Source organism: Paenibacillus phytorum, assembly GCF_013141715.1.
Lineage (GTDB): Bacteria > Bacillota > Bacilli > Paenibacillales > NBRC-103111 > Paenibacillus_E > Paenibacillus_E phytorum.
In genome coordinates, this window is the sequence record NZ_WHOA01000198.1 from 1 (window position 1) to 26,641 (window position 26,641).

General features: G+C 42.4%; 13 protein-coding genes and 1 pseudogene. 1 reads left to right on the plus strand and 13 read right to left on the minus strand.

Annotation, left to right across the window (positions count from 1 at the left end):
* The 9 genes and pseudogenes from GC098_RS28480 to GC098_RS28520 form a co-directional block, all read right to left on the minus strand.
* On the minus strand, positions 1-2,940 hold a 2,940-nt coding region (locus GC098_RS28480), incomplete at its 3' end, for a DUF7402 domain-containing protein (protein WP_171646576.1).
* Positions 2,941-4,178: 1,238 nt separating this feature from the next.
* A complete protein-coding gene (locus tag GC098_RS28485; protein WP_171646578.1) occupies positions 4,179-5,195 on the minus strand; it encodes an S-layer homology domain-containing protein in 1,017 nt (338 codons plus the stop codon).
* A gap of 542 nt (positions 5,196-5,737) precedes the next feature.
* Complete coding sequence (locus GC098_RS28490) at positions 5,738-10,036, minus strand: discoidin domain-containing protein (protein WP_171646580.1); 4,299 nt, start codon at positions 10,034-10,036, stop codon at positions 5,738-5,740.
* The gene (locus GC098_RS28495) at positions 10,026-10,220 is read right to left on the minus strand and encodes a hypothetical protein (RefSeq protein WP_171646582.1); all 195 of its coding nucleotides are present in this window, start codon (positions 10,218-10,220) and stop codon (positions 10,026-10,028) included. The genes GC098_RS28490 and GC098_RS28495 overlap by 11 nt, the downstream gene beginning before the upstream one ends.
* 491 nt (positions 10,221-10,711) lie before the next feature.
* Positions 10,712-10,816, minus strand: a pseudogene (locus GC098_RS42030) (iron ABC transporter substrate-binding protein); the annotation flags it as partial.
* Positions 10,817-11,353: 537 nt separating this feature from the next.
* Positions 11,354-11,479, minus strand: coding sequence for an S-layer homology domain-containing protein (locus GC098_RS41760; RefSeq protein WP_376773968.1), 126 nt, complete (start codon positions 11,477-11,479; stop codon positions 11,354-11,356).
* 114 nt (positions 11,480-11,593) lie between these two features.
* Positions 11,594-16,948 (minus strand): glycoside hydrolase family 2 TIM barrel-domain containing protein, encoded by a 5,355-nt coding sequence (locus GC098_RS28510; RefSeq protein ID WP_171646586.1) that lies wholly within the window; start codon positions 16,946-16,948, stop codon positions 11,594-11,596.
* Positions 16,949-17,332: 384 nt separating this feature from the next.
* Complete coding sequence (locus GC098_RS28515) at positions 17,333-17,701, minus strand: hypothetical protein (protein ID WP_171646588.1); 369 nt, start codon at positions 17,699-17,701, stop codon at positions 17,333-17,335.
* Between the two features lie 462 nt (positions 17,702-18,163).
* Positions 18,164-19,723, minus strand: coding sequence for an ABC transporter substrate-binding protein (locus GC098_RS28520; RefSeq protein WP_246359026.1), 1,560 nt, complete (start codon positions 19,721-19,723; stop codon positions 18,164-18,166).
* A gap of 192 nt (positions 19,724-19,915) precedes the next feature.
* Between GC098_RS28520 and GC098_RS28525 the strand changes: the two genes are divergently transcribed.
* Positions 19,916-22,270 (plus strand): helix-turn-helix domain-containing protein, encoded by a 2,355-nt coding sequence (locus tag GC098_RS28525; RefSeq protein WP_171646592.1) that lies wholly within the window; start codon positions 19,916-19,918, stop codon positions 22,268-22,270.
* Between the two features lie 317 nt (positions 22,271-22,587).
* On the opposite strand, the gene GC098_RS28530 is transcribed toward GC098_RS28525, so the two are convergent.
* The 4 genes from GC098_RS28530 to GC098_RS28545 all read right to left on the minus strand — a co-directional run bounded on the left by GC098_RS28530 (position 22,588) and on the right by GC098_RS28545 (position 26,615).
* Positions 22,588-23,262, minus strand: coding sequence for an ABC transporter ATP-binding protein (locus tag GC098_RS28530; protein ID WP_171646594.1), 675 nt, complete (start codon positions 23,260-23,262; stop codon positions 22,588-22,590).
* A gap of 55 nt (positions 23,263-23,317) precedes the next feature.
* Entirely contained in the window at positions 23,318-23,863 is a 546-nt protein-coding gene (gene sigK, locus GC098_RS28535; RefSeq protein ID WP_171646596.1) for an RNA polymerase sporulation sigma factor SigK, read from the minus strand.
* 65 nt (positions 23,864-23,928) lie between these two features.
* Entirely contained in the window at positions 23,929-24,255 is a 327-nt protein-coding gene (locus GC098_RS28540) for a PAS domain S-box protein (RefSeq protein ID WP_171646598.1), read from the minus strand.
* Between the two features lie 101 nt (positions 24,256-24,356).
* Entirely contained in the window at positions 24,357-26,615 is a 2,259-nt protein-coding gene (locus GC098_RS28545) for a helix-turn-helix domain-containing protein (RefSeq protein ID WP_171646600.1), read from the minus strand.
* Positions 26,616-26,641: the final 26 nt, after the last annotated feature.

Here is a 26,641-nt window from a genome sequence, read left to right on the forward strand (position 1 = left end):
GTTCACTCCTGTGATGGCTGCCGGCGATTTGATGCTCATGAGATTCAAAGCTACATCAGCCGGAACAACCCACGCAAATTCCATTTCCGACAAACCGACATTTCCCAAAGCATTACCGACTATCTGGAATTTGACCCATGTCACCTTCTTGGCAGGGAAATGTAGAGTATAAGCGCTCCCGTCAGTCGGGATTCCTGTAAACGTCAAAGTGCTTCCGTCGCTGAAAGTAAGCGTTCCGCCGGTCGCCCAGTCGCCCAAGTTGGGCCGATCATAGAAGGTAATCATGCTGATCGTTTGATCCGTCTGCCAATTCACCTGGATCCATGGATTCTGTTCTAGTTTGGAAGCCCATTCGTAATTATTATCTAGATCTCTTTTGCCATCGATCACTTTGTTGGGCGTATAACGGTTATTGGAATATGATGAAGCGGTAGCGGTAGCGGTAGTCGTCGACACTGAGAACTTATTAGCAATTACTCTAATGCTTGTTGTCAAAGGCACGTTATTGGGATTTGCTACTAAAGTTGGCAAAGTTACAGTTCCATTTACATTGAAGGTCTGTGGAGTCTTTACATTGGGATCATAACTTGAAGCATCTACATTCCATGTCACCTTGGCTTCCACACTGGTTCCATCATCGGTAACCAAGGAAACTGTCCCTGGCAATCCAAGGGCGGCCGCTGTCTTCGCCGTTCCGAATGCCACATCTATTACGTCAGCAGGCGCAGTGATGCTGTTTAAATTAACATTGTGAGCCATAATCTCAAGGTCCTGCGACGAACGGTTATACATGGAATCGTCGGCGAATACCCTGATTATATATGGCGTATTCGGCGACAAATCTGTAACCTTATAATGCTTGTATCCCTTGTATGGTCTGTCCATCGGCATCGAACCGCTGTTAAACGATTTGTCCACTTTCCCAGTGAGCTTGTTGATAAACTGAACATTATATTCCATAACGCTCACATTGTCAGTTGCTTCCTTTAATGTAAAACTAACTGAGTTGTTAGTGAAGTCCAAGGAATCGACCTTAATACTACTCTCATCAAGCTGCGGAGCTATGAGGTCTCTTATATCTTTCCTGCCATACGTAAAGGCATCTTTGCCTTCGCCAACGATTTTTACAGAAGGTATCCCTACATATTCATTTGTAGCAAAATTATACTGTTTGATGATCATTTTCGTACCGTAAACCTCTAAGAAATTCGTGAGCTTAGGTGTGGTAAGATATGGGAGATAATCTCCTTCTAAATATCCGCCGTATGGACCGCTATCAATCTCAGTGGAATAAGTACTCCCACCGGCGTCGAGAAACGTAGCCGAACCTTGAGTCTGAGAACGTTCGTCGGTCGGGTTGTATTGCGTATGACCATTCATATATACAACCTGCGAGAAGTTATTGTTGGCAAGAAATTGTCCCATAACATTACTTGCCGCGCTGCTCCATCCCCCTCCCCACACGGTTCCGCCTATAGGGAAGTGAGAAGATACGAATATGGGTTTGGTTGGATCGTAATCCGCTTCATTTTTAATTTGGTTGAGGAAATTGGTGGCTTTTCCCACCGTATTGCTGCTGTTAATATTTCCGTCAAAACCCACAAAATTATATCCTTTTACATTCACCCTATAAGCATCGTTATAGAAATTGTTATCGTATGAATTCGTTGAGGGGTTCCACGCGCCCGCCGTACCGATAGGTATAAAATTTTGGGAACCGACCCCATCATGGTTGCCTTTTACCATGTACCACTTCTTATTGTTTAACAAACCCTCATTTGTAAGTTGAGTGTGTATGTCTCGCATACCTTTCATAGCCACATCATTATCTGAGCCGGTAATGTCGCCAGGAATAAAGATTACGTCGGCCTGTGGGAATAATCTCAATTCTGTTCTGTAATCATTTAATCTGCCTACGTTTACCTTGGGATCCTCACCGACTTCCGGGTCGCTGTCCATAATCACATTTAAATTGGCCGGAGTTAATGTTTTATTGCTTTTTTGATAGATGAATATGGCGTTGCTTAGTTCACGTTTGGAATAATTGATGGTTTCCTGTGTATATAATTTTACGTTTTGCGTTGTTGCAACCGTAGATGCCGTATTCAAAACCTTCTTCAAAAAATCAAAATCGGTTTGGCTGAAGCCGTTGCCGAGACCGCCTGCTACTATTGTATTTGCTTCTGATATTGTGTCGTTAAGTGCGTTCATATCTACTTTATTTAAACCGTAACTTTTATAATCAGCTTGAACTGAATCATTGCTTAATGCACCTTTCCAAACCTTTAGATCAGCGATATCGAATGAATTACCACCATTGCCGCCCACTCCGTCGCTGCCTATATTTAAGGGGTTCGATGTATCTAAAGATCCGAGCCCCAGCGAAGTTTCAGCCATTTCGTAACCATCAATATACAACGATCCGAGCATTTTATCCCTGTCTACAACAAATGTCACGTAACGCCAAGTGGAAGCATTAAACGTGTCGCGCCCAAAATTTACTGATGCGGCCGGGAATCCTAAATTCATATTGACCGAATTGGTTGATGTATAAATCGCCCAGCCTGCGTTAGAGCTCTTACCAAAATCCTTGTTTGATAATATGACCTGATTATTCTTAGTGTCGCCCTTATACCAGAAGGATGTGGTAAAACTGTCATTACCAACATTCAAGCTTTGCGTCGTACTGACATAATTGCCGTTTCCGCTTTCTAAGTGCAAAGCTTTGGTCCCTGGTAATACACCGTCTACATAACTATAATTTCCGTGTGCTATCAACGATTGCCCTTGATTTGCATCGTCGTTTAAATTATTGTCGAATTTAATCGATGCAAGAAGGGGGTTGGCATTTGATACGACATTCTCTGCATTTACTGCGGTGACCGATAACATACTGAATAACATCATGAGTACGAGGGTAAAGGATAAACTTCTTTTCACTACAGAAAACCTCCATAATTTAGTTTTTTTAAGAGTCTACGACTATGACGCATAGGACAAACAATGATGATCGAAAAAGTCTGATTCGATAAATAATGGCCATCTCAATCCTTAAGCACCACCTCCCAAAATTCTCTCATCCCTGTGGAAAAAACTTGCATATCGAAAGTGAATGACTCGTTTAATACTTGGGGATGTCAACCCTTGGCTCAAACAGCGATTTTCGCGTTTAAATTCCGATGACTTACGTTCAATATTTTTATTACATTTATAATTTTCGCATTAAATAATCTGTTATTTTATGTGAGTACAAAAATTACTGTACAACAAACTCGCATTCAATTGGTTAACTCCATGTAAAAATCCTCACAACAGGAACAACAAAAAATGAGGTTTTCTCTAAAAAATAATAAAAAAGACCCTCTGAACAAGAGGGCAAATGTCATAAATAGTAAGTCTTGCCGGCCTTCTGAGCAGGCCTTCCAAATTCACCAAAAAGAGGTTCAGTCTATCGGTACTGATCGGCTATACAATTGGAGATAATGTGAACAACACGCTTCGAATCCAATAACCATAGCAGCGCTTTCAATTTAAACAATACCTCGGAAACCAGCGAACTTAATACCGCTAAAATAAACCATTCACTACCTTGTTCAAATTCTGTACATCCGCTGAGCAAATGACTCCTTTCTTCGTAGTCTCAATGTCTTTTTTAGCTAATAGTGCTTTAAACCCTTAAAAATTCAAGACTCTCGATTTAAAAGTTCCAGATAATTTTGGTAAAGATAATTTAACGGAAATGAAAAGGAAACCGTACTGCCATTCAAGAGCATATCGAGTTTGAACTTAGCAATGGAATCTCTTCATCTCTGCGTTCTTGCACTTGATCCATTTGAACAAATGAGTACAGCCAAATTCCGAGGTCTATCTCGCATGTAGAAAGCATCGCCAGTTTCGGCAGTCGGCAAGCTTGAGCAAGCTGCGCTCACAGTAACATGCATGCTGGTTAATGCAACTGTAAAAATCTTTTCATTCCTACTCCTCCATATCTAATGTTTGTGTTACATAATCATCTTAATGAACTGTCGTCAGTGAAAATCCGAAAAATCGATACAACTATCGGAGAAAATGAACATACACTCTGCAAAATAAAAATAAGGGACTGTCCCTTATCCATACTTCGTGGATATAGGACAATCCCATTACGAATGAACAGTTATACATCGGCAATCAACAATCTATTTTTTGATGGCCGAGAGAATTAATTTAACAGCTTCTGCTCTCGTGCTTTGCTCAAGAGGAGCGAATTGATTGCCGTCTCTCCCTTGAATAAAGCCCGCCTTATACGCCGACGCAACGTAGGTGGCAGCCCAGTCCGGAATTTGAGAGGTATCGGAGAACGTGGATGCAGCAGTTGAATTCACGTCTAATTTCAATGCCCGCACAACCAATGTCGTCATTTCGGCACGGTTAATTCGGTTATCAGCGCGGAAGGTATTGTCTTCATACCCGTTCACAATGCCTGCCGCTACGGCTGTCGATATGCCCGGCCTTGCCCATTGCGGGATGCGATCGTCATCTGCGAAGTCCGTCAATGCATCCTCAAGGCCAGGGAGTTGAAGCGCTCGAGTCAGCATAGCCGTAAATTCCGCACGGGTAACGAGTCCTTGCGGGCGGAACGTATGGTCTTCAAATCCATTCACGAAACCTATTTTTACCGCTTGCTCGATCGCTTCTTTCGCCCAATGATCGGCAATATCCGTGAATGCTTCAACCTTGCCGCCCTTGATCTCGGTTGTGATTCGAGCGTCGGCCTTTTGTGTAACTGAAGCCAATTGACTGCTTACCAGCTTCACCTCGTTCAGTTCTACTTTGGTTTTACCATTGCCAATTGCATCAAATGCAAGTGTACATAGGAGCGCATCTCCATCCTCCCCAGCTTTATCCCCGATCATGGTATTCGCAAATTGAATACTGCCGTTCTTCACGATTGGCGTTATGGACATGCCAGGAATGTCGCTCTTGGCCTTCTTGAAACGTAGTAGTTCAGGATCATATCCCAAGTTGACTTCATAAGCGTATAAGTCCTTAAGATCATGCCCTTTTACGCTAACTATGACCTCTTGGCCAGCTTCCGGTTTTTCGTTTGATATCGTTAAAGTAAATGAGGCACTCTCTGCCGCTAAAGCTGCGAATGGAATCAGTAAACTGAGCAGCAACAGGATCAGGTTAGCCGAAAGAAGTTTTCTTTTCATTTGATTTATCCTTTCCTGAGTTCATTTATCCGAGAATCTTTTTGGCAATGGCAGCTGCAACTTGGGCAGCCCCGGCAACTTCAGCAGTTTTGGCTGTTTTAAAACCATTGAAATCCTCCTATCCATCACCCCCTTTTAATAGGATTGAAATGATACGTGATGCCCGGTAGATTTCTATGCTTACGATAATTTCGCCTCTGAGTAATCATCTAGTTGCCCTCTTAGATTCCATCGTATCGCTATCATAAACAAAGTGAACGTATATCCTGAACAACAGAAATACATGAATTCTTCAAAGTTTGAAGAAGATGCGTCTACATTTTTTAAACTTTTCTCTAAAATCTGCGAAATAGATCTACTTGCTATTTAATTTGGTAAACTGGAATATTAAGATTCCTGCAAAAAAATATCGGCTTGCGGTCTGCAGTTTCATGCGAAACATGCAGATTTACAAGCCGATTACAATTTAATGAATAGTCATGTTGTTACTTTTTCATTTCCAACATAACGAGAATAAGCACTGTAGCTTCATCGTAGTGCTTTTAGTTCAAAATCGCTTTGGCTACAATGGCAAGGTCTACAATGTCTACTTTGCCGTCATGGTTAACATCCGCTTTCTCATTCCAACCCGCTTGACCTTGTTGTTTGCCGTAAGCAGCTGCAACGGAAGCCAAGTCGCCGATTGAGACACCGCCTCCATTGATATCTGCGGTTATTTTCTTGCTTTCGAACACTTGAACTGCCGCTTCCAATGCGACTTTCGCGCTATCCACCTGCAGTTGTGTAGCATTCGAATTGTTTGCTGCAGATTTGGCTGCATCGATAGCCGACTGTAATTGCGCTTTGGAGCCAATCGCATACAGTCCATCTCCATTCCCTTCCACTGCTGCATCGTACTTCGCCTGAGCGCTTGCGATCGTTGCGTTCAAGAGCGACTTATCTACAGGTATAGTAGGTACAGTGATTTGTATCTCACGGGAAGCTCCGCCGACCTGCAGCTCATTCCCCTGTGCATTGGCAATCTTAACATGGTCTACAGAAATTGTCGTATTGGTGGCCTCGGTTACAGATTTGGCCGTAAATTTGATTGTGAGCAAATCGCCTTGGGCAGGCACGTTCGCGCCCACGCTGGCAGCCACAATCCGGATATGACCCGGTGCCGTCTCCTTTTGATCGATGACTTGGAACCCGTCTTTCAGGGATGTCACCGAATCGAACTGCACACTTGCAGGGTCATACTGTAGTGTCAAATCTTGGGCGTAGACTTGCTGATTTACGCTTTGCGTAACACCAGTCAGCCCTATTGTCAGATTGAAAGTTTGGCCAGAATTTACTTTCTCCGCACCAGTTATAACAGTTTGCGGCACTACCGGCACTACCGATGGTTCCACAGTTACTTGAGCAGTAGCTTTGATACTTGTTCCGCTTACTGTACCTTGCACAGTAAATTCACCGACATTTGCATAACTTGCAGCCTCAATGGAATCCCATACTACTGCAACAGCTTGTTCTGATTCATCGTTGTACACGGCTGTTACTTTAGTTGGCAAAGAAGGTGCAATTCCTTGATTCGTATTGACCGTTAAAGGCTTGATGGCCGTTATGCCATAGTCTGAAGGAATCGTATAGTTTTGGCCATACAAGATCAATTCAGCGAACCCTACTCTAAATCCACCACCGGCAGATATATCCTTTATAGTTACGCGAACATAATTGATATTCTTAAATGGCTTAGCAAAAGCCTCCGGTGTAAAGTGTTGTCCCCCTACTTGGTAGTTATCAATAGCTTTACGCCATACAACGCCATCCGTTGATACTTCTAAATCATAGGTATACCAGTTACTATCCTTTTCCCAGAAAATGCGGCTCCCCGCTATAGTTTGGGGTGTCTTAAACTTAACAGTAACGGACTGTGGCATTTCATTTGATTTTGCCAACCAGCCTGTTCCTATGTTTGTATCTCCATCCCTTAACTTATCCGTACCTCGACCATCTTCAGTTTCCGATGATGCTGTTATTGAGTCGATGGCACTATCAGTAATAATATCATCCGGGATTTGTTCATCTGATGGTATAACCTTAAACTCATACAGGCATGCCCAGTAATTGTTAGTAATGCTGCCTACAACGGATAACCTTACGTATCTGCCTCTAGTATCAGCCAAAGCTGTCTCTTTACCGTTTTTAGATGTATTGGTTGATTTATCGATAACCTTAGTCCAATTCACGCCATCTTTTGAAACTTCAATGTAATATTTATATACAGCATCAGATTTCTCCCATAGCATCTGGAAGCCTTGCAATGAGTAAGTTTTCCCTAGATCAACCTGCAACCATTGGGGCAAAGAACTTCCATCTGCACACCATCTTGTAGATTCACTATTGTCTACTGCATTCTTAGGAGGGTTTCCTGGTTGCTCAGACGATGCTGTAATAGGTTTTCCAACAGCAATATTTTTATAGAATGAATCTTTAGGTTCGAATTTCTCGACTCCGCCAACCCATGGAATATGTTGTGCGACTGACACAAACTGTCCTTGGTAGGGTAACGTGCTTACAGTTGTCGTTGCTGAGGTGAGGCCTTCTGAAGTAGCAGTTATTTGTATATCCCCACTTATGTCAGAAGCTCTTACAAATGCAAAGCCTATTCCTGCTTCAACAGTCTGATCTTCAACGCCAATTCTTGGCATGCCTTTGCCTACAAGCTGACCTTGTCCTGTTACATCGATATGAATGGTATTTAACGCATTTGGAACTACTGTACCGTTTGCATCAACAACCTTGAAATATACAGGTATTAAGTCAGAACCATCCGCTACAGGTTTTCTACCTCTATCGCGAACTTCAATTTCTAGTTTATTTGCCTGACCAGGTGTCTTAACAGTGTGAGTTTTTACAACTTGTCCATCTAAGATAGCATCGGCTCTAAGTTCTCCCGCAACAAACTGGGGCAATGTAAATTTGAATATCGGGCTGCCACCTTTTGCTACTGTGTTAGGAACATCCGTTGAAGCCTGTGCTCTTGTAATTTCTTTCACCAGTACATTGTTTTGATACAACTTAACAGAATCAGCATTGCTGAATACATTGACATTAAGACTTGATGTTGAAGAATAAGTGCTTCCGATAAATACCATTGGTCCATATACAGGGTTTCTCGCTGATTGCATGGATTGCAGCCAATAGTAACCGTATTTTTCATATCTGTCTATATCTACTGTTCCGGCTCCTGCTGTCACAGAGTTTGACCCACGAGTATGGTCATTCCAAACCCACATGAAATAACCGCCTATTCTCGCATTAGCATCCATCCCGCCCCAGTCAGAATAACCATCACCATTCAGCATTCTCTGACGGTTAAGAAGTGCGGAGGTAACAGCAGCTTCGCCTTGTGCTCTCAAAGCCCTGCTACCATCGCCCCAATCACCCCATTCACGTGTTAAGAACGCTTTATTGGGAGCAAAATCCGTCCATTTACTTGGATCTGCTTGCCAATTAGTATCAACTCCCTTGTAGTTAACGTCATAGTATTCACCATGAAGCCCATAGTCGTTCGCGGTATACATCTGGTTACCCGGATATTCCGCATGAGCAATTTGAGTTACTGCTTGGTTCCATGTTGCCGGAGCAGTTGGTGTTTCATTCAACGCTGCTTCCCATAAGACGACTGAGGGTCTGTTCCGATCGCGTCTTATCATTTCGCGTGTATCTCTTAATGTTAAATCATAAAATTTGGTGGTGTTTGTCCAGTTCTGCCAACCAGGCTGACACTCTACGACCAACAAGCCAATTTCATCGGCTGCATCTAGAAATGCAGGATCATTCGGATAATGGGCAGCCCGCACCGCATTAAATCCATCTTCTTTCATTAGCAATGCATCGCGATATTGCATGGAATCAGAAGCTGCATCCCCTATATTTTGATACTGTTGATGACGATTTGCTCCACGTATAAATATCTTCTGACCATTGATATATAAACCGTCTGGCTTATACTGTATCGTTCGGACACCTACTTTAGTAGTCGTAGAATCTACTAAACTCGAAGCATTATAAACCTCGCTTACCAGAGAATATAAGTAAGGAGAATCCGGACTCCACAAACTTGGATTGGTTACAGTTAAGTTTTGATTGAATTGATAATCTCCGCTCGCAGCTATACTTGTTGGATCGGTTTCACCTTGTGCAACAACGTTTCCGTTCTTATCTACAAGCTTGCTGATTACTTTGGCCTGCGCGGAAACAGTATCTGCATTAACGACATGCGTTTTCACATTAACCGTTGCGCTTGAGCTTGTTACCTGAGGGTAGGTAACAAAAACACCGCCACTGGCTGTTTTATCGGCCTGTAAAGCATCGGAAATGTGCAAATTATTTGTAATTCTCATTTTTACATCTCGATATATGCCACCGAAATAATGGAAGTCAAGACCCGCATCAGGTTTCCCAGGAGGCGTATCAGGATTGTCGAAACTGGATACCCTTACCGCTAGAACATTGGTCTGGCCATACTTTACCTTATTCGTTATGTCCACTGAAAAACCAACATATCCGCCATTGCGCGTATAAACTTTTTCACCATTCAAGTAAATATCACTATCGATCATTACACCTTCAAAATCAATATTTATTGTTTTTCCTCTATACTGCTCATCAACTGTGAAATAATTTCTGTACCAACCTATCCCTTGGTAAACGGATTGGGCGCCATTTGCATGTTTTTTTTCAAGTCTCATTGTATGAGGAATTGTAATATTTGCAAATTTGCTGTCGTCGAAAGCAGGGGCCTCTGCGCCAGTCAAGTCACCTAGGTAAAATCCCCAATTATTGTTAAAGTTCAATATTGTTCTTTGATTCGCCCCATTTGTTTCCTGGCCAGCGCTTGCGGAAGCCTCTGAATTTGGGAGGAACATTCTTAACATAAGAGTAAGGAGTAGAAGCATAGGAGTTATTTTCTTCAATGTTAGCACCTCTTTCTTTAAAATAAACATAATCGACAATCACTAACCGCTTCACTTGATGCATTTTGTCAAAGAGAATCCTACGAATCACCCAAACTTCATGAAAATCAAAGATAGGTATGGTAAATTATTTGCCTGCTGACTTACGTGATGGTTTACATGTTTTCGAAATAATTCAAATAACTTAAATACACTTACACCCCTCCTTACATATTCTCGCCCTTTAAGAAGTATTACCGATTTATAAAACCTTCATAAAGCAGCCTTCAATTAGAATGTAACATAGTTCGGAACAATTCCCCCTTAAGAATAATGATATTTTATATTAAAATTCTCATGAGTTGTTAGATAATATGTCGGGAATATCTCATTATATGTTAAATACATGGCAGGAATACACCTGAGTTTTACCGTGGCAACTTAGATCTTTTCGCAGCAGATGGGTTTTTCAGTTTTCCACTTGGTAGTACAGATCTCCTAGCTGCTATGCATGCTTTTTGGCATTTTCCATATTTTTGGTGCCTTTAATGATTTGTACAGTAGCCGGAGATACCATGGATCAGGAAATGCGATCTTGCCTTTTAGATTCGGATTGAGAAGATCCTCAAAGCCTTCAATTTTAATATCGCCAATCAGCTTCTTGTTCACTAAAAGCACCATATGAATGAACTTTGTTTCGAGTAATCGATCCCTCAGCATTTTTATCCGAGTTTATAATAGCGCTCTCATTTTCTGGATTATACGGTTCAAAATAACTACGAATCACATTCCTTTGTTTGAAGATTATTTAGATGCCCGGTAGATTTCTATGTTTACGATAATTTCGCCTCTGAGTAATCATCTAGTTGCCCCCTTAGTTTCAATCTATCACTATCATAAGCAAAGTGAACGTATCTCCTGAACAACAGAAATACATGAATTCTTCAAAGTTTGAAGGTCATGCGTCTACTTTTTTTAAACTTTTCTCTAAAATCTGCGGCTGACAGTTATATTCCATCCATAATTCCTTGAAAAAAACGATACAATCATCCAAGAAAATGAACATACTCTCAATCATCGATATTCAACTGTCAACTACATAGGCTGCCTCATTTTCTGCAAAATAAAAATAAGGGACTGTCCCTTAACCATACTTCATGGATATAGGACAATCCCACTACTAATGAACAGTTATGCATGGGCAATCAACATATTTTTTTAATGGCAGAGAGAATTAATGTAACAGCTTCCGATCTCGTACTTTGCTCTAGTCAGCATAGCCGTAAATTCCGCATGGGTAACGAGTCCTTGCGGGCGGTACGTATGGTCTTCAAATCCGTTCACGAAACCTTGGTCCCTTGCTTGCCAATAACAGCCGGATAGAGCCCGAAATCGCTTTCTCCTCGATAATAGCCACTCCGTCCTGCAATGCGATAGATGAAACGTAATCAAAAATGATCACTCAATAATTTTTCTTGCCATATAGGCCAGATCTACGATATCAATTCTGCCGTCCGGTACGAGATCTGCATACTTGTAAAGATCCCAATCTGAATCAGCGGACGTTTTACCGTATGCCCGTGCGACCTTAGCCAGGTCGCCAATTGTAAATTTGCCGTCACCGTTCATATCGCCTGGAAGGCTCGTATTGACAGACGCTTCGAAGGCTCGAACTGCCGCCGTCAAGTTATTCAATGCCTGATCCACTTGCGTCTGGTCGGCAGTCGCAGCGTTCGCGACAGCATTGGCCTGCTGTATCTCAGCCAAGAACGCCGCTTTCGCTGCAGCCGGATATTGTCCAGGTTTGCTGCCCTCTACAGCCGCATCGTATTTGGCTTGTGCATCAGCAATCGCTGTGATTAAAGCATCTTTGTGAATCGTTTCAATGTTAATTCTAAACTGGTTACCATTAACGTTCACTTCTGCTCCTTGATTGTCAGCAATAACCAAAGTACTTACGGAAATATCAGTGTATGTTGATTGCGTAACCGATTCATTTTTTGCTGTAAAAGCTAGTTTTAGCAGATTCTCGCCTGATTGAATGCTGGAACCAAGAGCTGCCGCCAACACTCTGAGTTTGCCTGGCTCTAGCTCTTTTTTCTCAACGATGTCAAATTGATCTTGCATGGAAGTAACATCATTGAGAAGGACTTGCTGCGGATTGTAATTGACGATAAAGTCAAGCGCATACACGCTTTGTGTAACACTGTCCAATCGTAAAGCAAGGTCAAACGGCTGGTTAGACTTTACCAAGCTTTCACCGCTAAGAACAGCAGAAGGGTTTTTGCTTGGAATGAGCTTGGCGTCTGCCCAATCTCCATGATCATTACCGTTGCCGTCGCCATTATCCCTGATGACCAGCTTCAGTTCTTTCACACCTTTTACATCCAGATTAACCGCTTTGGAAACCGTCGTTGCGCTCATCATGCCGCTATCGAAAGCCTTGACTCCATCCAGGAACACCTGGAACACAATCGAGCCTGCTGTGCCACCAACCTCTTGGTCAACGCCAACGACCGCCGAGAAGGATTCAACATTTTTACCTGCCAAGTTATAAATGATTTCGGAATTCGCATGCGTGCCGATTCCCTTCGCATAGGTGACCGTTCCTGACGGGCCTCTCAGGCGAAGCGAATTACCGTCGATGCTCTTATCCTTTTTGATCGAGGACCAACCGACTGTTGCACTTACCCAATCCATGTCGCTCAAATAATGATCAACCACTTTGAATTGAATTTCATACGTCTTGGTGATGAGGCCGTCTGCAGAGGATACGGTAATGACGGTTTTGCCGTTTACATCTGCTGCAGGAGTCACTTGTACCTTTACCGTGTTGTTTGATGATTGCACATCAACCGTCGGCACTTGGTTATTGCCGCGAAAAATATTGTACGTGTAGCTTAATTTCTCAGGATCGAATCCGTCCAACGCTAGTCCATTTACTTGGATGGATTTCACCAGATTGATCGTCGTCACGGATTTGCTCAGCTGCATCAAATCCGCTGTATGAGCGGCAATTGGTCTGAGCGTATAACTGTAACTATAGTCCTTATTCGCAAACAGCCTGTATTCATCATGAGGTCTGGCTTTGCCACTCCAACTGTCATCACCGCCAACGCCCATTTGCTTATAGTTGACGCGAAGCGTGATGTCATCGCGATGAGTCGCTTGATACGGATGCGCCGGTCCAGTCAGATCATCCGGCGTGTAGTGCAGCGCATTAGCCTCAATGACTGGAGCACCGATTGCCATCAGACCCGATCCGGCGTCGTTCGTCAAAGCAACCCAACGCACATCGGTTTTATTGCCCGTTTCCGAAGGCAGAATATAAGGGAAAAATTGCGCTTCTACGGTGCTATTATACATCCCGACATCAGAACCGGAATTTCTGTCCTGATAGTTTTCGTTCGGTCCGCGGCCATACCAGGTAATATGCTCAAACTCTTGCGGAATCGTCAGCATGTTTCCGACCTCAGGCATATCCGGAAGCGAACTGGAGCCCGGCTTCATATAATTGGCCACCGTGATGTCGCCGTTGCCGAAGATTGTATAAGACGTTTTATAGGAGGAAACCGTCGTCGTTGGCAGCGTTCCTTCCACATCAATGCGTACAATTTTATCCCCGATTGGGGTGACAGTTGCTCTGGTTACGTTTCTGTTTTTTCCGGCATTTTTCCAGGTTGCGGTTCTGTTAGGATCGTTGCCTTTATCGTTATCGGTAGGCGCTCTCCAGAAGTTAGGCGTCGGACCTTGTCTAATCAAGTCTTTACCTAGATATTTGAAAGTATCGATTGTGCCTGTTGATTTGTTGAAATTGATCTGCAAATCAGTAGTATTAATCGTTACTTGTGTTCCTTGATCCTGCACATTCAACGCCGGCAATGTAGAAAGATCGACGGACGGTTGCTGAGGAGCATTCATGGATAGGCTTAGCTGCTGACTCGCGATCTCGTGACCTTTCTTCGCCCACAGCGTATCCGATTTCAATTTGAAGCTGAAATTCAGCCAGTATTCAACGCCAGGTTCAGCCGTCGGCAAGCTGTAAGGAACTGTAATTTGTCTCGTCGTCAAAGCGGGAATATCCAGATTGTCCAAAATGCCTTGCTGAATGACTTCGTTATCCGCTCGCAATTCCCAGCTTGCATCGTAGGCGTTGACATTGGTGAACAGGAATTCATTTCGGATGTCGACCTTGCCTTTCGCAAGATCTGCGGCTTTCACGAGAATGTTTTGATAAACATGCTTCACTTGGGAAAGCTGCGGCTTTGGCGTGCGGTCTGCCTGGAGAAGACCATCAGCGAGTGTTGTACCATCATTATTTATATCCCCGAAGTCTCCGCCGTAGCCGAAGAATTCGTGCTTCTCAAGAGGCATGGCATTCTCTGTATTGAAATCCTGCCACAAGACAGCAGTTGCATCTGCTGTACGCGTATCATCGTTTAGCTCCGTCAACGATAATGCGCGATTGTAAACGCGTACTTTATCGAAGCTCATTCGGGAAGAGCGGCCTGTCTCCTTATCCGTACCGATGGTAAGCGGGTAGCTGTTGGAGCTCAAGCTGCCTGTGAAAGCTCTCGTTGCGACGACAGTACCGTCCACATAAAGATTTAAGTTCGCTCCGTCATAGGAACCGGCAACATGATGCCAGTTATTCAACCAGTTCGCGGGCAATGCTGCGGAGACTGATGTCCAGCCATTTTTATAAACGAAAAATTCCAATTTGGTCGTGCCAGCCATTTTCAAAGCGAACTGCTTATCCCCTTTGGCAATGATCGGACTGTCCGAAACATTCATTAACGGTTTGACCCAAGCTTCCAGCGTGAGCGGTCCTGTGAGATTGTATTTCGCATCGTTCGGCATCGTCATTGTAGCGATGCTTGCATCGTTCGGCTGAAGAACGCCGCTTGCAGCACCGTCATTGTCTATAACAGTTCCCGTGTATTTAGCTTGATAGGTTCCGCCTGCGTCTGTCAAATACCGTATGCGTGGCGTTTGATTGACCCAATCCCAGATGAATCCACCCTGGAGATTCGGATACTTTTTGATCACATCCCAGTAATCCTGCACACTACCGTTACTGTTACCCATGGCGTGGGCATATTCACACATAATATACGGTCTTGGATCGCTGCTCTTGGCATACGTTTCCAATTCCGCGACATGCGGATACATATTGCTGACCATATCCGTTACGGTCTTATCGTTGTATTGCTCGTAATGAATCGGACGGGTAGGATCGAGACTGCGGATAAAATCGGATTCGATTTTGAAATCACTGCCGGAGCCCGCTTCATTGCCTAATGACCAGATGATGACAGAAGGATGATTTTTATCCCTTTGGACCATGCTGTTTGCGCGATCCTTTATGTTTTCCACCCATTCAGGTTTGTTGGTCGGAACTGTGTCCAATACGCCATGCGATTCCAAATTGACCTCATCGAGCACATAGAGACCGTATTTGTTCGTCAGATCGTACCAGAACGGATGGCTCGGATAGTGAGAGCTACGAACCGCATTCATGTTGTATTGCTTCATTAATTCGATATCTTTGATCATCAGATCCAGATTGGTCGCTTTCCCCGTATCGGGGCTTGTATCGTGACGGTTAGCACCTTTGATCATAATTGGCTTGCCGTTGAGCTTCATTTGCTGCTTGCCACTGCCATCGGACATCGTCTTGATTTCAAATTCCCGGAAACCGACTCGTGTACCAGCCGTTTCGATTACATTGCCGGAAGAATCTTTCAAGCTCAGGACAAGCGTATACAGGTTCGGATCTTCAGCCGACCATTTCTTAGGATTGGCGACTAGTTTGGAAGAACTGACCTGAACCTCAGAATTGCTGCCAAACGCTGTTTCCATGATGACTGGCTCATTAAATACCGGCTGATTGTTGGCGTCATACAGCATCGCTTCTACTTTATGATTGGCCGGCGTGGTGCCATCGTTATAATTTTTGACGTTTACTTTCAGATTTAGCGCAGCATCCTGATAGGAAGCATCCAAATCCGTAACGACGCCAAAATCCCGCATATGAACCGAAGGCGTACTGAAAAGAAACACATCACGCACAATGCCGCTTAACCGTATGGAATCTTGGTCTTCGAGCCAACTGCCGTCCGACCAACGATAGACTTCAACAGCAAGCGTATTCTCGCCGGACTTCAGATACGGGGTAATGTTAAAGTCTTTGGGTGAATAGCTATCTTCACTGTATCCGACTTTTTGGCCGTTAACCCACACGTAGAATGCGGTTTCTACTCCCTGGAAGGAAATGAAGGTTTTCCGGTCGGACCAATTGTCCGGAACCGTAAATGTGCGCTTATATGATCCTACCGGATTATATTCCGTAGGAGCGACAGGCGGCTGAACATTGTTGGAGTTGCCATTGCCCCAGAACGGATACGTAATATTGGTAACTATGGGGAAATCATAACCTTGCATTTGCCATTCGCCAGGTACTTTAATCTCATTCCATGAACTCGTATCATAGCTATCTTTGTAGAAGTCTAAAGGACGAGCATCAGGGTTCTTCGCGAAGTTAAATTTCCATTGACCGTTGAGAGATTGGTAGAAAGGGGACAGATGCTCCGTCATCGCAGATATCATGTCCGCTCCCCGCAAGGCAGAGGGCACATCACCATACGGAATAAAGCTGGCATGTGCAGGCTCTCGGTTCACCTGGAAAATATCCGGATTGTTATTCCATTCCGGGTACCCGTTTGCAGGAGCAGCCGATGCGCCTAAAGTACTAAAGCAGTTGACCGCCATAAGGAGCATAAGCGTCAACGATATTTTCTTTTTCCACTTCATAAATGTCCTCCAAATCGATTTCTTTAGATTATATCCATCTCATTGAGTAAATAACTTTGTTGTCTAAGTAGATGGCAACGCTTACAAAAATACGTGCTTTGTTCCATCAATCCCGCCTTCAAGTTCCTTCACGTTCCGCAAGCAATTCGACAAGCTTACCTGAAATCGCTTTGGCAGATACGAGAACACTCATGGAGGTTCTAAGCGAAGTTTCGACCGTATTAAGCCACAAGCCTTCAATTTCAAAAGCCCATCTTCCCAATATTCTGGCTTGTTCAAATTCTGTACATCTACTGATATGGATCTTTATTGCTCTACATACTAGGATCGGATGCTTGTCTCCCCCCCCATGATCAACAGAAATTGTGGTGCTTGTTGCCTGGGTTACAGATTTGGCTTTAAATTGGATTGCGAGCAAATCGCCTTTGTTGTGATTGCCAATGCAGAGGGGGATGAGTTGCAGGCCGCCATATGGCTGTCCCCCCAGGTCGTATCCGGACTCCATTGAATCATGCCAAATGGAACTGCAGCTCCCGGAAAAGTCATCCCTGCGCCGCCCCCGGTCCCATGATCTGCTGTTGCAAAATCGGAGCCTGAGAACGGATTTACATATTGCGTTAGATTCATTTCTGCAACTTGGGCAGCCCCGGCAGCTTCAGCAGCTTCGGCTGTCCTTGGTGTACTAAACCCAGTAGACAATAAAGTAACTACGAATGATACCGATAGGAAAGCAAATAGCTTTTTTTTGAACATCGAATTCCTCCTATTTCTTTGATTAAAACGCTTGGATGATTAGTTAAGTGTCAGAAGTCCAACACCCCCTTTGATAGACATTGATATGATACATTTTGTAACGTGTAGCGCAAAAAAATGACAAAGTTAATTGTCAGTATAAAATCATTTTTTTTCATATCTTCGAAATCACTTTCATTTGTTTGTTGATTATTGAGATGTACCATAGATCTCTAGGCTTACCATAATTTCACTTCGTTTCCATTCTATCGCTATCATAAGCAAAGTGAGCGTATATCCTGAACAACAGAAATACATGAATTCTTCAAAGTTTGAAGAACGTGCATCTACTTTTTTTAAACTTTTCTCTAAATTCTGCACCTTCAGAAATCGCATTTATTTTTTTGCCGCTGTCCACGCATCCAAGCGATCTCCAGAAAATGAAAAAGTCTCCAAAACCCGAGTGGTTTTGAAGACTTTTTGCTATTTCCCGTTAGCTTTACGCCATTCGTCCAACTGCTTCTGTTTCTCGGTGATAACCTTATCGACACCGGATTTCTTCAGCTCGTCGATAAATTCCGGTTGAATTTTGTCAGGATCGGCCGTTCCTGTCGTCAGTGCAGATAAATATTGATCGATCACGACTTGGCACTGCGCGATTTCCGATTTGACAGCTTCCGTATTAAAAGTAAAACCGAGGATTGGAGATAAATCGGAAGTTTTATTCAATTGATCCCACTTTTCAGTCGCATCAGATGCATCGTTCTCCGTTTTCCATAAGATCAAATTATTTCCGAATACCCATGGAAAGTTCGGATCATATCCGCTATCTTTGATCCGCTCTATACGTGTATCGGATATCTTCTTATAATGTTTGCCTTCGATACCGAAGTTTAATAAATTGGCAACTTGCGGATCGCTGTTCATCAGTTCAAGAAACATCATAGCCCGCTCCGGATTTTTGGATGTTCGGGAGATAGCCGTGATTGTCGCCGCTGCACGGTCAGTCGTTATGATTGGCTTGGTAATACGTTTTCTGTACCATTCCACCCCAGTTATCGCTTTCAACCCCCCACTACTAAAAGAATCTTCAGTCGAATCGAGCGTTTGGTATGCTGGCATCGCCATTACATATCTGGCTGCTTTTCGGTCAGCTGCTATCTCTTTCGTTGTGGCAGCATCTTTTCGAAAATACTCTTTTTCATACCACTTTCGGGATTGTGCAATGAGTTTCTTGAACTCCGATGTGTCGTATTGGTCGACTACTTTCAAGTCTTTATCGTTCAAACGAACCCAGCCGGGCATTCTTTGATCACCGATAATATCGAAACCATACAATGGTGGGGCACCTACAAAAATGTCTCCAGTCTTCGAGTATTCCAGCGGAATCTTATTAGTCTCCCCTTTTTTCACAGCATTCAGAAAAGGCTCCAGATCTTCAAATGTTTTTGCATTCTTCCAATCAAAGTGATATTTATCAGCGAGTTCTTTTTGTACATCGAATCCATAGCTGGTAGCCATAACCTGGTAGTTGATCGCACCATACAACTTGCCGTTCACTTTGGCAGCATTCCATATATGAGCCGGTACACCTGCTTTTGTTTGGGGGCCATACTTATCAAGCAATTCGTCTATCGCTACATAGGCTCCTTTGGAAGCATTTTGAAAGTAGTTGTTGATCCATGTCGATGTAAACGCCAGATCGAATGGTTCGCCTGAAGCGATCATGAAGTTCATCTTCTGATCATAATTCCCAAGGTCAATCATGTTCAACTTAACTGTGGCATTTATTTTGGGTTTAATTAATCTGTTCAACTCTTCATTAATGGCTTGCAAATCCTTTTGCGGCGGGGAAGGGAAGTAATAAACCAGTTCTACTTGCGCCAGATCTTTCTGACTTGGAAGATGAGTTGCCCCGACTTGTTCAGTTGTCCCAGGCATATCTTTGGCTGGTTCCTTGGAGCCACATCCTGAAATCAATGATGCCGTTGCAAACAGGATTGCCAAAATCAATTCAGACCGCTTGGACTCCCTTTTTCTCATCAAGTTTAATCCTCCAATGGAATTTATAAGACCTATTTTCCAGTTATCTACATTCTTCATTCCATCAAAAAATGCATTTTTCTACAAATTGTATAGTTATTTATATATCGTGAAAACTTTGTGAAGGATAAAACCATGGTCTTGGAGAAATGAGAAGTACAATAAACTATCTTTAAGGAGGTTAACTCGAGCATGGAAATCCCTCATAAATCTCCTCGCAAGACCTTATTTGCAAAAATGTTGTTAACTCTTACAGTAACGGTTACTTTTTTGATTATAGGACTATCGTCGCTTCTCTATCAAAATTTCTTTACGGCTTCTTTGGATAATATCAACCGAATGAATACTTCTATCCTGTCTCAAACCAGCTACAGTATGAAGTACATGGATACTTTGGTTAGCAAATTTATAAATACCGTTATCATGAGCCCTTATACATCCGTTCTGCTGCATAATAAGGAAAACGATATGGTTACGCTCGGAGCAGCATTGCGCAACCTTGATAGCCTTTCACTTCCGCACGATTATGTACACTCCGTATATACGATCAATCTCGCTTTGAACCGTATCGTATCCACAGAGACGGGCAATTTTTATACAAAAGAAGATTTCTACGATCAAGACATTATATCATTGTTGCAAACGGTGAACAAAGACTCACTTGCCGAAATGCCTATTGCCAGAAAAATCCCAAAATCCCAAGCCGCAACAGTTTCGGAACTTGCTAATGTATACACCTATATCATGCTCGACAGTCTGGAAACGAATCCATCCTCGCGCAATGCGACTGTCATCAATATCAAAGCAAGTGTGCTTCGGGATCTGATTGCTTCATTGAATGCCAAAATGGCAGGTTCCGGCAACGAAATTATCGTGATCGATTCCAAAGGAACGATTGTCAACCATACATCAGAAAGCATGTTTCTGCACAGCGCGAAACAAGAATCATATATCCAAACTTTACTTGCAGCTGATCAAGAATCGGGAAGCTTTAAAACGAATCTGAACGGTCAAAATTATCAAGTTACCTTTGTTTCATCCGATAAACCAAAATGGAAATTTATTAGTTTGACTTCATATACAACATTTATTGGCACAGTTGATTCAATCAAAACCTCTACGCTTTGGATATGTCTAACGATCCTGGGTCTCGGTTTATTTTTCTCGTTCATCATGTCAAGATCGCTTTATATTCCTGTCGGTAGACTTGTAGAGACCGTTAAAGAACATCTCACAAGCGCTCATCATAAGGATCATTCGACAAATGACATCTATTTTCTGCAAAACGTTTTCAAAGAAATGATTACGAAAAATAATGAATGGGAAAACAAACAAAGAGAACAGCTCGCTCCCTTAAAAAACAAGTGGCTGCAAGATATACTGCTTGGTATCCGGTATGTTGATCAAGAAGCGTTGCGGGTTTCTCAAAAAGAGCTTGGTATACATTTGAATCTAAATGGCCCGCTTAGGTTGTTACTTCTTCGCCTGGACAACTATCGCGATTTCCTCGACCGATATGATGAAAAAGACCGTTGGCTCTTAAAATTCGGCATTGCTAACATCGTCAATGAAATCTTGTCCGAGGAATATAAACTGGAAACCATTTACCTGGAAAACGATCAGCTCCTATTGCTGTTGGAAATCAGCCCTTCAGAGAATGTTGATACTACAGAAAGCGCCTTAAAGGGGCTTATCGAATTAGCACAAAAAGCTGTAAACCAGTACCTGAAACTATCGATTTCCGCAATTCTAAGCATACCTGTCAATTCCTACTTGCAACTTTATGAGTCTTATTCCGATACATTGGCACTATCTTCGTATCGGATCATCGCAGGTCACGGTAGCTTCCTAACTCCAATTTTTCGAAGTTCGATCAAGGAAACACTAATTTCCTTTCCCGAGAGTAAGGCCAAATTGCTGCTTGACTCCTTGAAATTGGGCCATTTGGACAAGGCCAAGGAAGCGTATTCCGAATTTATTAGTCATCTTTCCGGAACGACTTATGAAAACTTGCTTTCGTCAATTATGCAGCTCAGCTTCATGTTGAGAACAACCTTTAATATCATTTTGGAAAGTCATGAATTTCAACAATCAGAACTATTTCAGATTGTTTCCAGAAATATAGAGCAGTTTGAAACCATTGAAGAAATTCATGAAACCTTTTCATCCCTATTTTCCGAAATCATTCGCGTCATGGAACAAAATAAACTTAATAAACACAATTCGATTATTTCAAGAATCATAAAAGTGATCGAGGAACAATACCGTGATAGTAACTTAAATCTACGTATCATCTCTGACGAGTTTCAAATGTCAAACGTTTATTTGGGGAAATTATTCAAAGAAGCTACAGGTAAATCCGTTTCAGAGTATATTACCGACGTGCGAATGAATCGTGTTAAACAACTGTTGGACAACAGCAATCTTTCAACCAAGCAAATTTTAGATCAATGCGGTTTGGAAGAGACAAACTATTTTTACACCATTTTCAAAAAACGTTTCGGCGTATCGTTGTCTCAATATAAGATTGATAAAAACAAAACGTGAGCTGGCCTACTCCAGAAGACATAAATAACAAAAAGGTATACTCTCCTCGAAGTATGAGGAGGTATACCTTTTTTAAAGTCCGCTAGTTACTGAATTCTTTTCTGATTTCAATGAGTTTGACGCCTATCCCGAAGCAAGTGTTAACCCGTTGTACAAGCTCCTTAAAAAAACCGTCGTCAGTTTGCACATCCCGAACCGCCAATGTGTATCTGAGGATGAAATTGGTACAACAGGACTTCGTGAGCCTTCAAGAAACCCATCTTAATATTATAGGACAATGGTGAAAAATTAACATGCAAGAGAGTAAGCTTTGCATGTCATTTAGTTAAGGTCAACCGCCCATCCCGAAAATGCACAACACGCTTCGCCTGCTGCGCAATAGCCAGGTCATGCGTAATCAAAACAATCGTCCTGCCCTGCTCATTCAACCTCTTGAAAATCTCCAAAATCTCCGCGCCCGTCTTCGAATCCAGTGCTCCCGTCGGCTCATCAGCCAAAATAATTGCCGGATCTCCTGCTAACGTTCTTGCAATCGCAACCCGCTGCTGCTGCCCACCGGATAACTCCGAGGGCAGATGCCGTCTGCGATCAACTAAGTCCACTGCTTCCAAAGCCTCCATGACAAGTGGCTCTCGCTCTTTCTTGCTCATTTCGCGATATATCAACGGGAGTTCGACGTTCTCGTAAGCATTTAATCTCGAAAGCAGATTGAAGCTCTGAAAAACAAAACCGATCTTCCGATTCCGAATCTCAGCTAATTGAGCATCCTTGAGCTGATTAATTGCCTTCCCATCCAGCAAATAAGCTCCTTGATCTGCAACATCTAAACACCCCATGATATTCATCAGCGTCGACTTTCCCGACCCCGACGGGCCCATAATCGCTACGAACTCGCCGTGATTGATTTCCAGGGAAATATCATCTAAGGCACGAATCGTTTCCCCGCCCAAAACATAATACTTGCTCACATGCTCGATTTGGATTAGGGTCATTCCCTTCGCCTCCATTATCTGATGCCAAATAAATGAAGTATGCGACTCATCAACCTTACCGCTTCGCTTTATAAAATTCATGATACAGCTTCATGAGCGCCCTTTTCTCTATCCTTGACACATACGACCGCGAAATCCCCAGCTCCTTCGCAATCTCCCGCTGCGTCCGCTCTTCCCCGCCTAGTTCCAACCCAAACCGCCCAACAACGACTTCTTTCTCCCGATCATCTAAAATTTCCAAATTACGGTAAATTTTACTCTTCTCTATCTTAAGCTGAACCTTATCCACGACATCATCGGCCTCCGTGCCAAGGATGTCGATCAACGTAATTTCATTCCCCTCTTTGTCCGTTCCGATGGGATCATGCAAGGAAACATCTTTACGCGTTTTCTTCAATGAACGCAGATGCATAAGGATCTCATTCTCAATACAGCGAGCGGCGAACGTCGCGAGCTTGGTCCCTTTGTTCGGCGAAAATGACTCGATCGCTTTGATCAATCCGATCGTCCCAATGGAGATCAAATCCTCTAGATCTTCTCCTGTATTGTCGAATTTTTTGAGGTTGTGAACACGAAGCAACGTAAAAAAGCGAAAAATCACTACTCATGGCTGAGCCAAAAGTAGTGATTCTTACTAAATTACATATAGGGTACTAAGGAAACTCATTATTTTTCTAATCTCTCACTTTTTTCAAACCCCATTAAGGCAATCACTTTTCCTTGTTCATCGTATATAGGTGAAAAGATAACATCCTTATGAAAATGACTAACTTTATCTCCTTCAATTACAAAAGGCTCTAACGGTAATATCTTTCCAAGAAGATCTTCTCTACTAAATCCATGCAGCTTCCCAAATATTTCATTAACCTCCACGATTTTTCCTTCTAGATCCACAATCACCATGCCGTCTGAAGAAAGATTCATAAGTGCATGCATAAACTGAGCTACATGCCGTGGAATAATTTTCTCATTAGCCATTAAGGCATTGAACATAATTTGTGCTCCCTACCCCAATCGAGTTTTTGGCATCCAAAGCTTCCGTTTGCCGCAATCTGATATAGTTTAATCTGCATGACGACACTCTCCAATAAAATCTATTTCTTTTTTTCCTTCACAAACTGTCCTGGTGTCAATCCGGTTATCTGTTTGAATCGGCGTATGAAGCTGGAGGAATTCATATAGCCTACCTGAATGGATATTTCATTAAGGTTTAAATCGCTTGTCATTAACAGCTCCTTCGCCTTATTCATCCTTAAATTCGTTGTAAATTCAATAATCGTTTGTCCGGTTTGATTTTTGAAGTATTGGCTTAAGTTCGTAAGTGTCATGCCGAAATGGTCAGCCATATTTTGAATAGAGAAATCACAATTCGCAAAATTGCTTTGAATATAGGAGGCCGCATCCTTGATAAGGCTTCGATCCTTTACGTCTTTACTCTCGCGGATAAATTCACAGATATGAGAACATATGTTTTTGACAAGGTTTGTTAATTCTTCAATCGTCTCAAATTCAGCAAGCATAGAGACATTCGAATATTCACCTTTGGGAAGCAGAAGCTCCTTGTTGACCTCTGCAAAAGTCCGCCAGATGATGTTCAAGATATCAAAGCAAAGCCCTCTTGCAACAAATAGAGGGATATTGCAAGTTTTCATATAATTGATGATATTGTTCAACGCATATTCAATTTCCAGATCATTGCCCTGTTTGATCAAGCTTTTCAAAATATCAAGTTCTTTATGCGGATAGGAATCCAAGGATTCCTCCTGATGGGATAATTCATCATTGAAAATAATGCTGCCATTTCCTTTCACCAGGCGGTAATCAAGGGCGGCAGAGGCTTCCACATAGGATTGCGGAATAACTTTAACATCCTCGTATACGTTGCCAACCCCAATTGTTGTTTGAATACTTATAGCTTCTTTCAAATGCATTTGAAAAGCTTCAAGCTCCGCCATAAGACTTTCCGATTGAATCTCATCCAGAGACAGAATACACACCATTTTCTTTTGATCCAAATGTTCCCTTACATGCCCATTGAAAAAAAGGTTGACCGTGCTTTCAATTTGACTCAACAACTCCGGAACATCCTGAGATTTTATGGAATGAGGCGTATGTAAGAGAACGATGATCACCAAATAAAGCGGATTTCTGAACGATATCGCAAAGGGCTCCCCCTGCTGCTTTAGATCCTCCGGCGTATGAATCCGCCCCTTGAGAAGACTATCCAGAATAAAGTCCTTGGAAGCGACTCGGGTACTGGATATTAAACTTTTATTCTGATTGGAAAGATAATCGATCGTATTTTTCACAACATCGATCTCATTTTCGGCTTTGTTCGTATGCTGCAGAATCCTGCTTGCATAATTTTTAAGATTATGGATCGGTTTATAGTTAGTTCGCATATTGAAATAGATGACAATACTCCCAAGCACTAAAAGCAGAAGTACAACCAGTATAAACTCGACCTGAATGCCATCCGTTTTTTTTAGAACCTCATTAATAGGAGTAAAAGAAATATATTTCCAGCCTGTCTTATCAGACTTCATTACAGACATTAACATCCTCTGGTTGTCCTCTGAAACCGTTTTGGAAAAATGATTCTCGTTGCTGCCAAGATATTCATTAAGTTTATCCGCAGATAACCGAAGAGCATTATTGGAAGTCGTAATCACTTGATTATTCTGATCCAGAATCATAATACTTGAATGATATCCGCCAAAATTGTCTTTAATAATTTTGGTAAAGAAATTCTCATCCACCAAATAAAGAACCGTTGTGTTAGCGTCAATGCCGAAACCGGAAATGGGATAAATGAATGTTACAATTTTTTCTGCTTCACGATCATACTTGATAACATCCTCGGCAGAACGTACTTTTGGAACCTTGAGCGAATTGATATCTCTTTTAAAATCCTCTTCATTCCAGGAACTGTATTTAAAAGCTTGATTAATAAATAACGGTAAAGAATACGAACTTGAGCTGGAGTAAATAAACGAATCCCCACGAAAATAGACCATCATATCTTTAATAAAATTGTTCGAAGCCAAATATTTGCCAAGTTCACGCTGTGCATCGATAGCAAGATTCGGATCATTCAATGCGTAATAGGGATTTAAGCTCCTGTTCATTTGAATATGCGTTTGTATACTATCCAATTGCTTAATATTGGCGTCAACGATATACATGACTCGATTTAACGTATTTGCATTATTGGCAATTAACTCGTTCTTAAGTATACCTATGAACTGATAATTCACAAAAAATACCATAACTACAATACAAATAAATAAAATAACGACATAAGACATCAGATATCTAAAAAATAAAGCTTTTTCCTGTATGTAAGATTTCATCTTCGCTTCAGCCCCTCTAGGATGTC

Coding starts and splice junctions, on each gene's coding strand:
- GC098_RS28485 (WP_171646578.1), bottom strand. CDS start 5,195: ATGAAAAGAAAACTTCTTTCGGCTAACCTGATCCTGTTGCTGCTCAGT.
- GC098_RS28495 (WP_171646582.1), bottom strand. CDS start 10,220: ATGCATCAAGTGAAGCGGTTAGTGATTGTCGATTATGTTTATTTTAAA.
- GC098_RS28510 (WP_171646586.1), bottom strand. CDS start 16,948: ATGAAGTGGAAAAAGAAAATATCGTTGACGCTTATGCTCCTTATGGCG.
- GC098_RS28515 (WP_171646588.1), bottom strand. CDS start 17,701: ATGTTCAAAAAAAAGCTATTTGCTTTCCTATCGGTATCATTCGTAGTT.
- GC098_RS28520 (WP_246359026.1), bottom strand. CDS start 19,723: ATGAGAAAAAGGGAGTCCAAGCGGTCTGAATTGATTTTGGCAATCCTG.
- GC098_RS28525 (WP_171646592.1), top strand. CDS start 19,916: ATGGAAATCCCTCATAAATCTCCTCGCAAGACCTTATTTGCAAAAATG.
- GC098_RS28530 (WP_171646594.1), bottom strand. CDS start 23,262: ATGACCCTAATCCAAATCGAGCATGTGAGCAAGTATTATGTTTTGGGC.
- GC098_RS28540 (WP_171646598.1), bottom strand. CDS start 24,255: ATGTTCAATGCCTTAATGGCTAATGAGAAAATTATTCCACGGCATGTA.
- GC098_RS28545 (WP_171646600.1), bottom strand. CDS start 26,615: ATGAAATCTTACATACAGGAAAAAGCTTTATTTTTTAGATATCTGATG.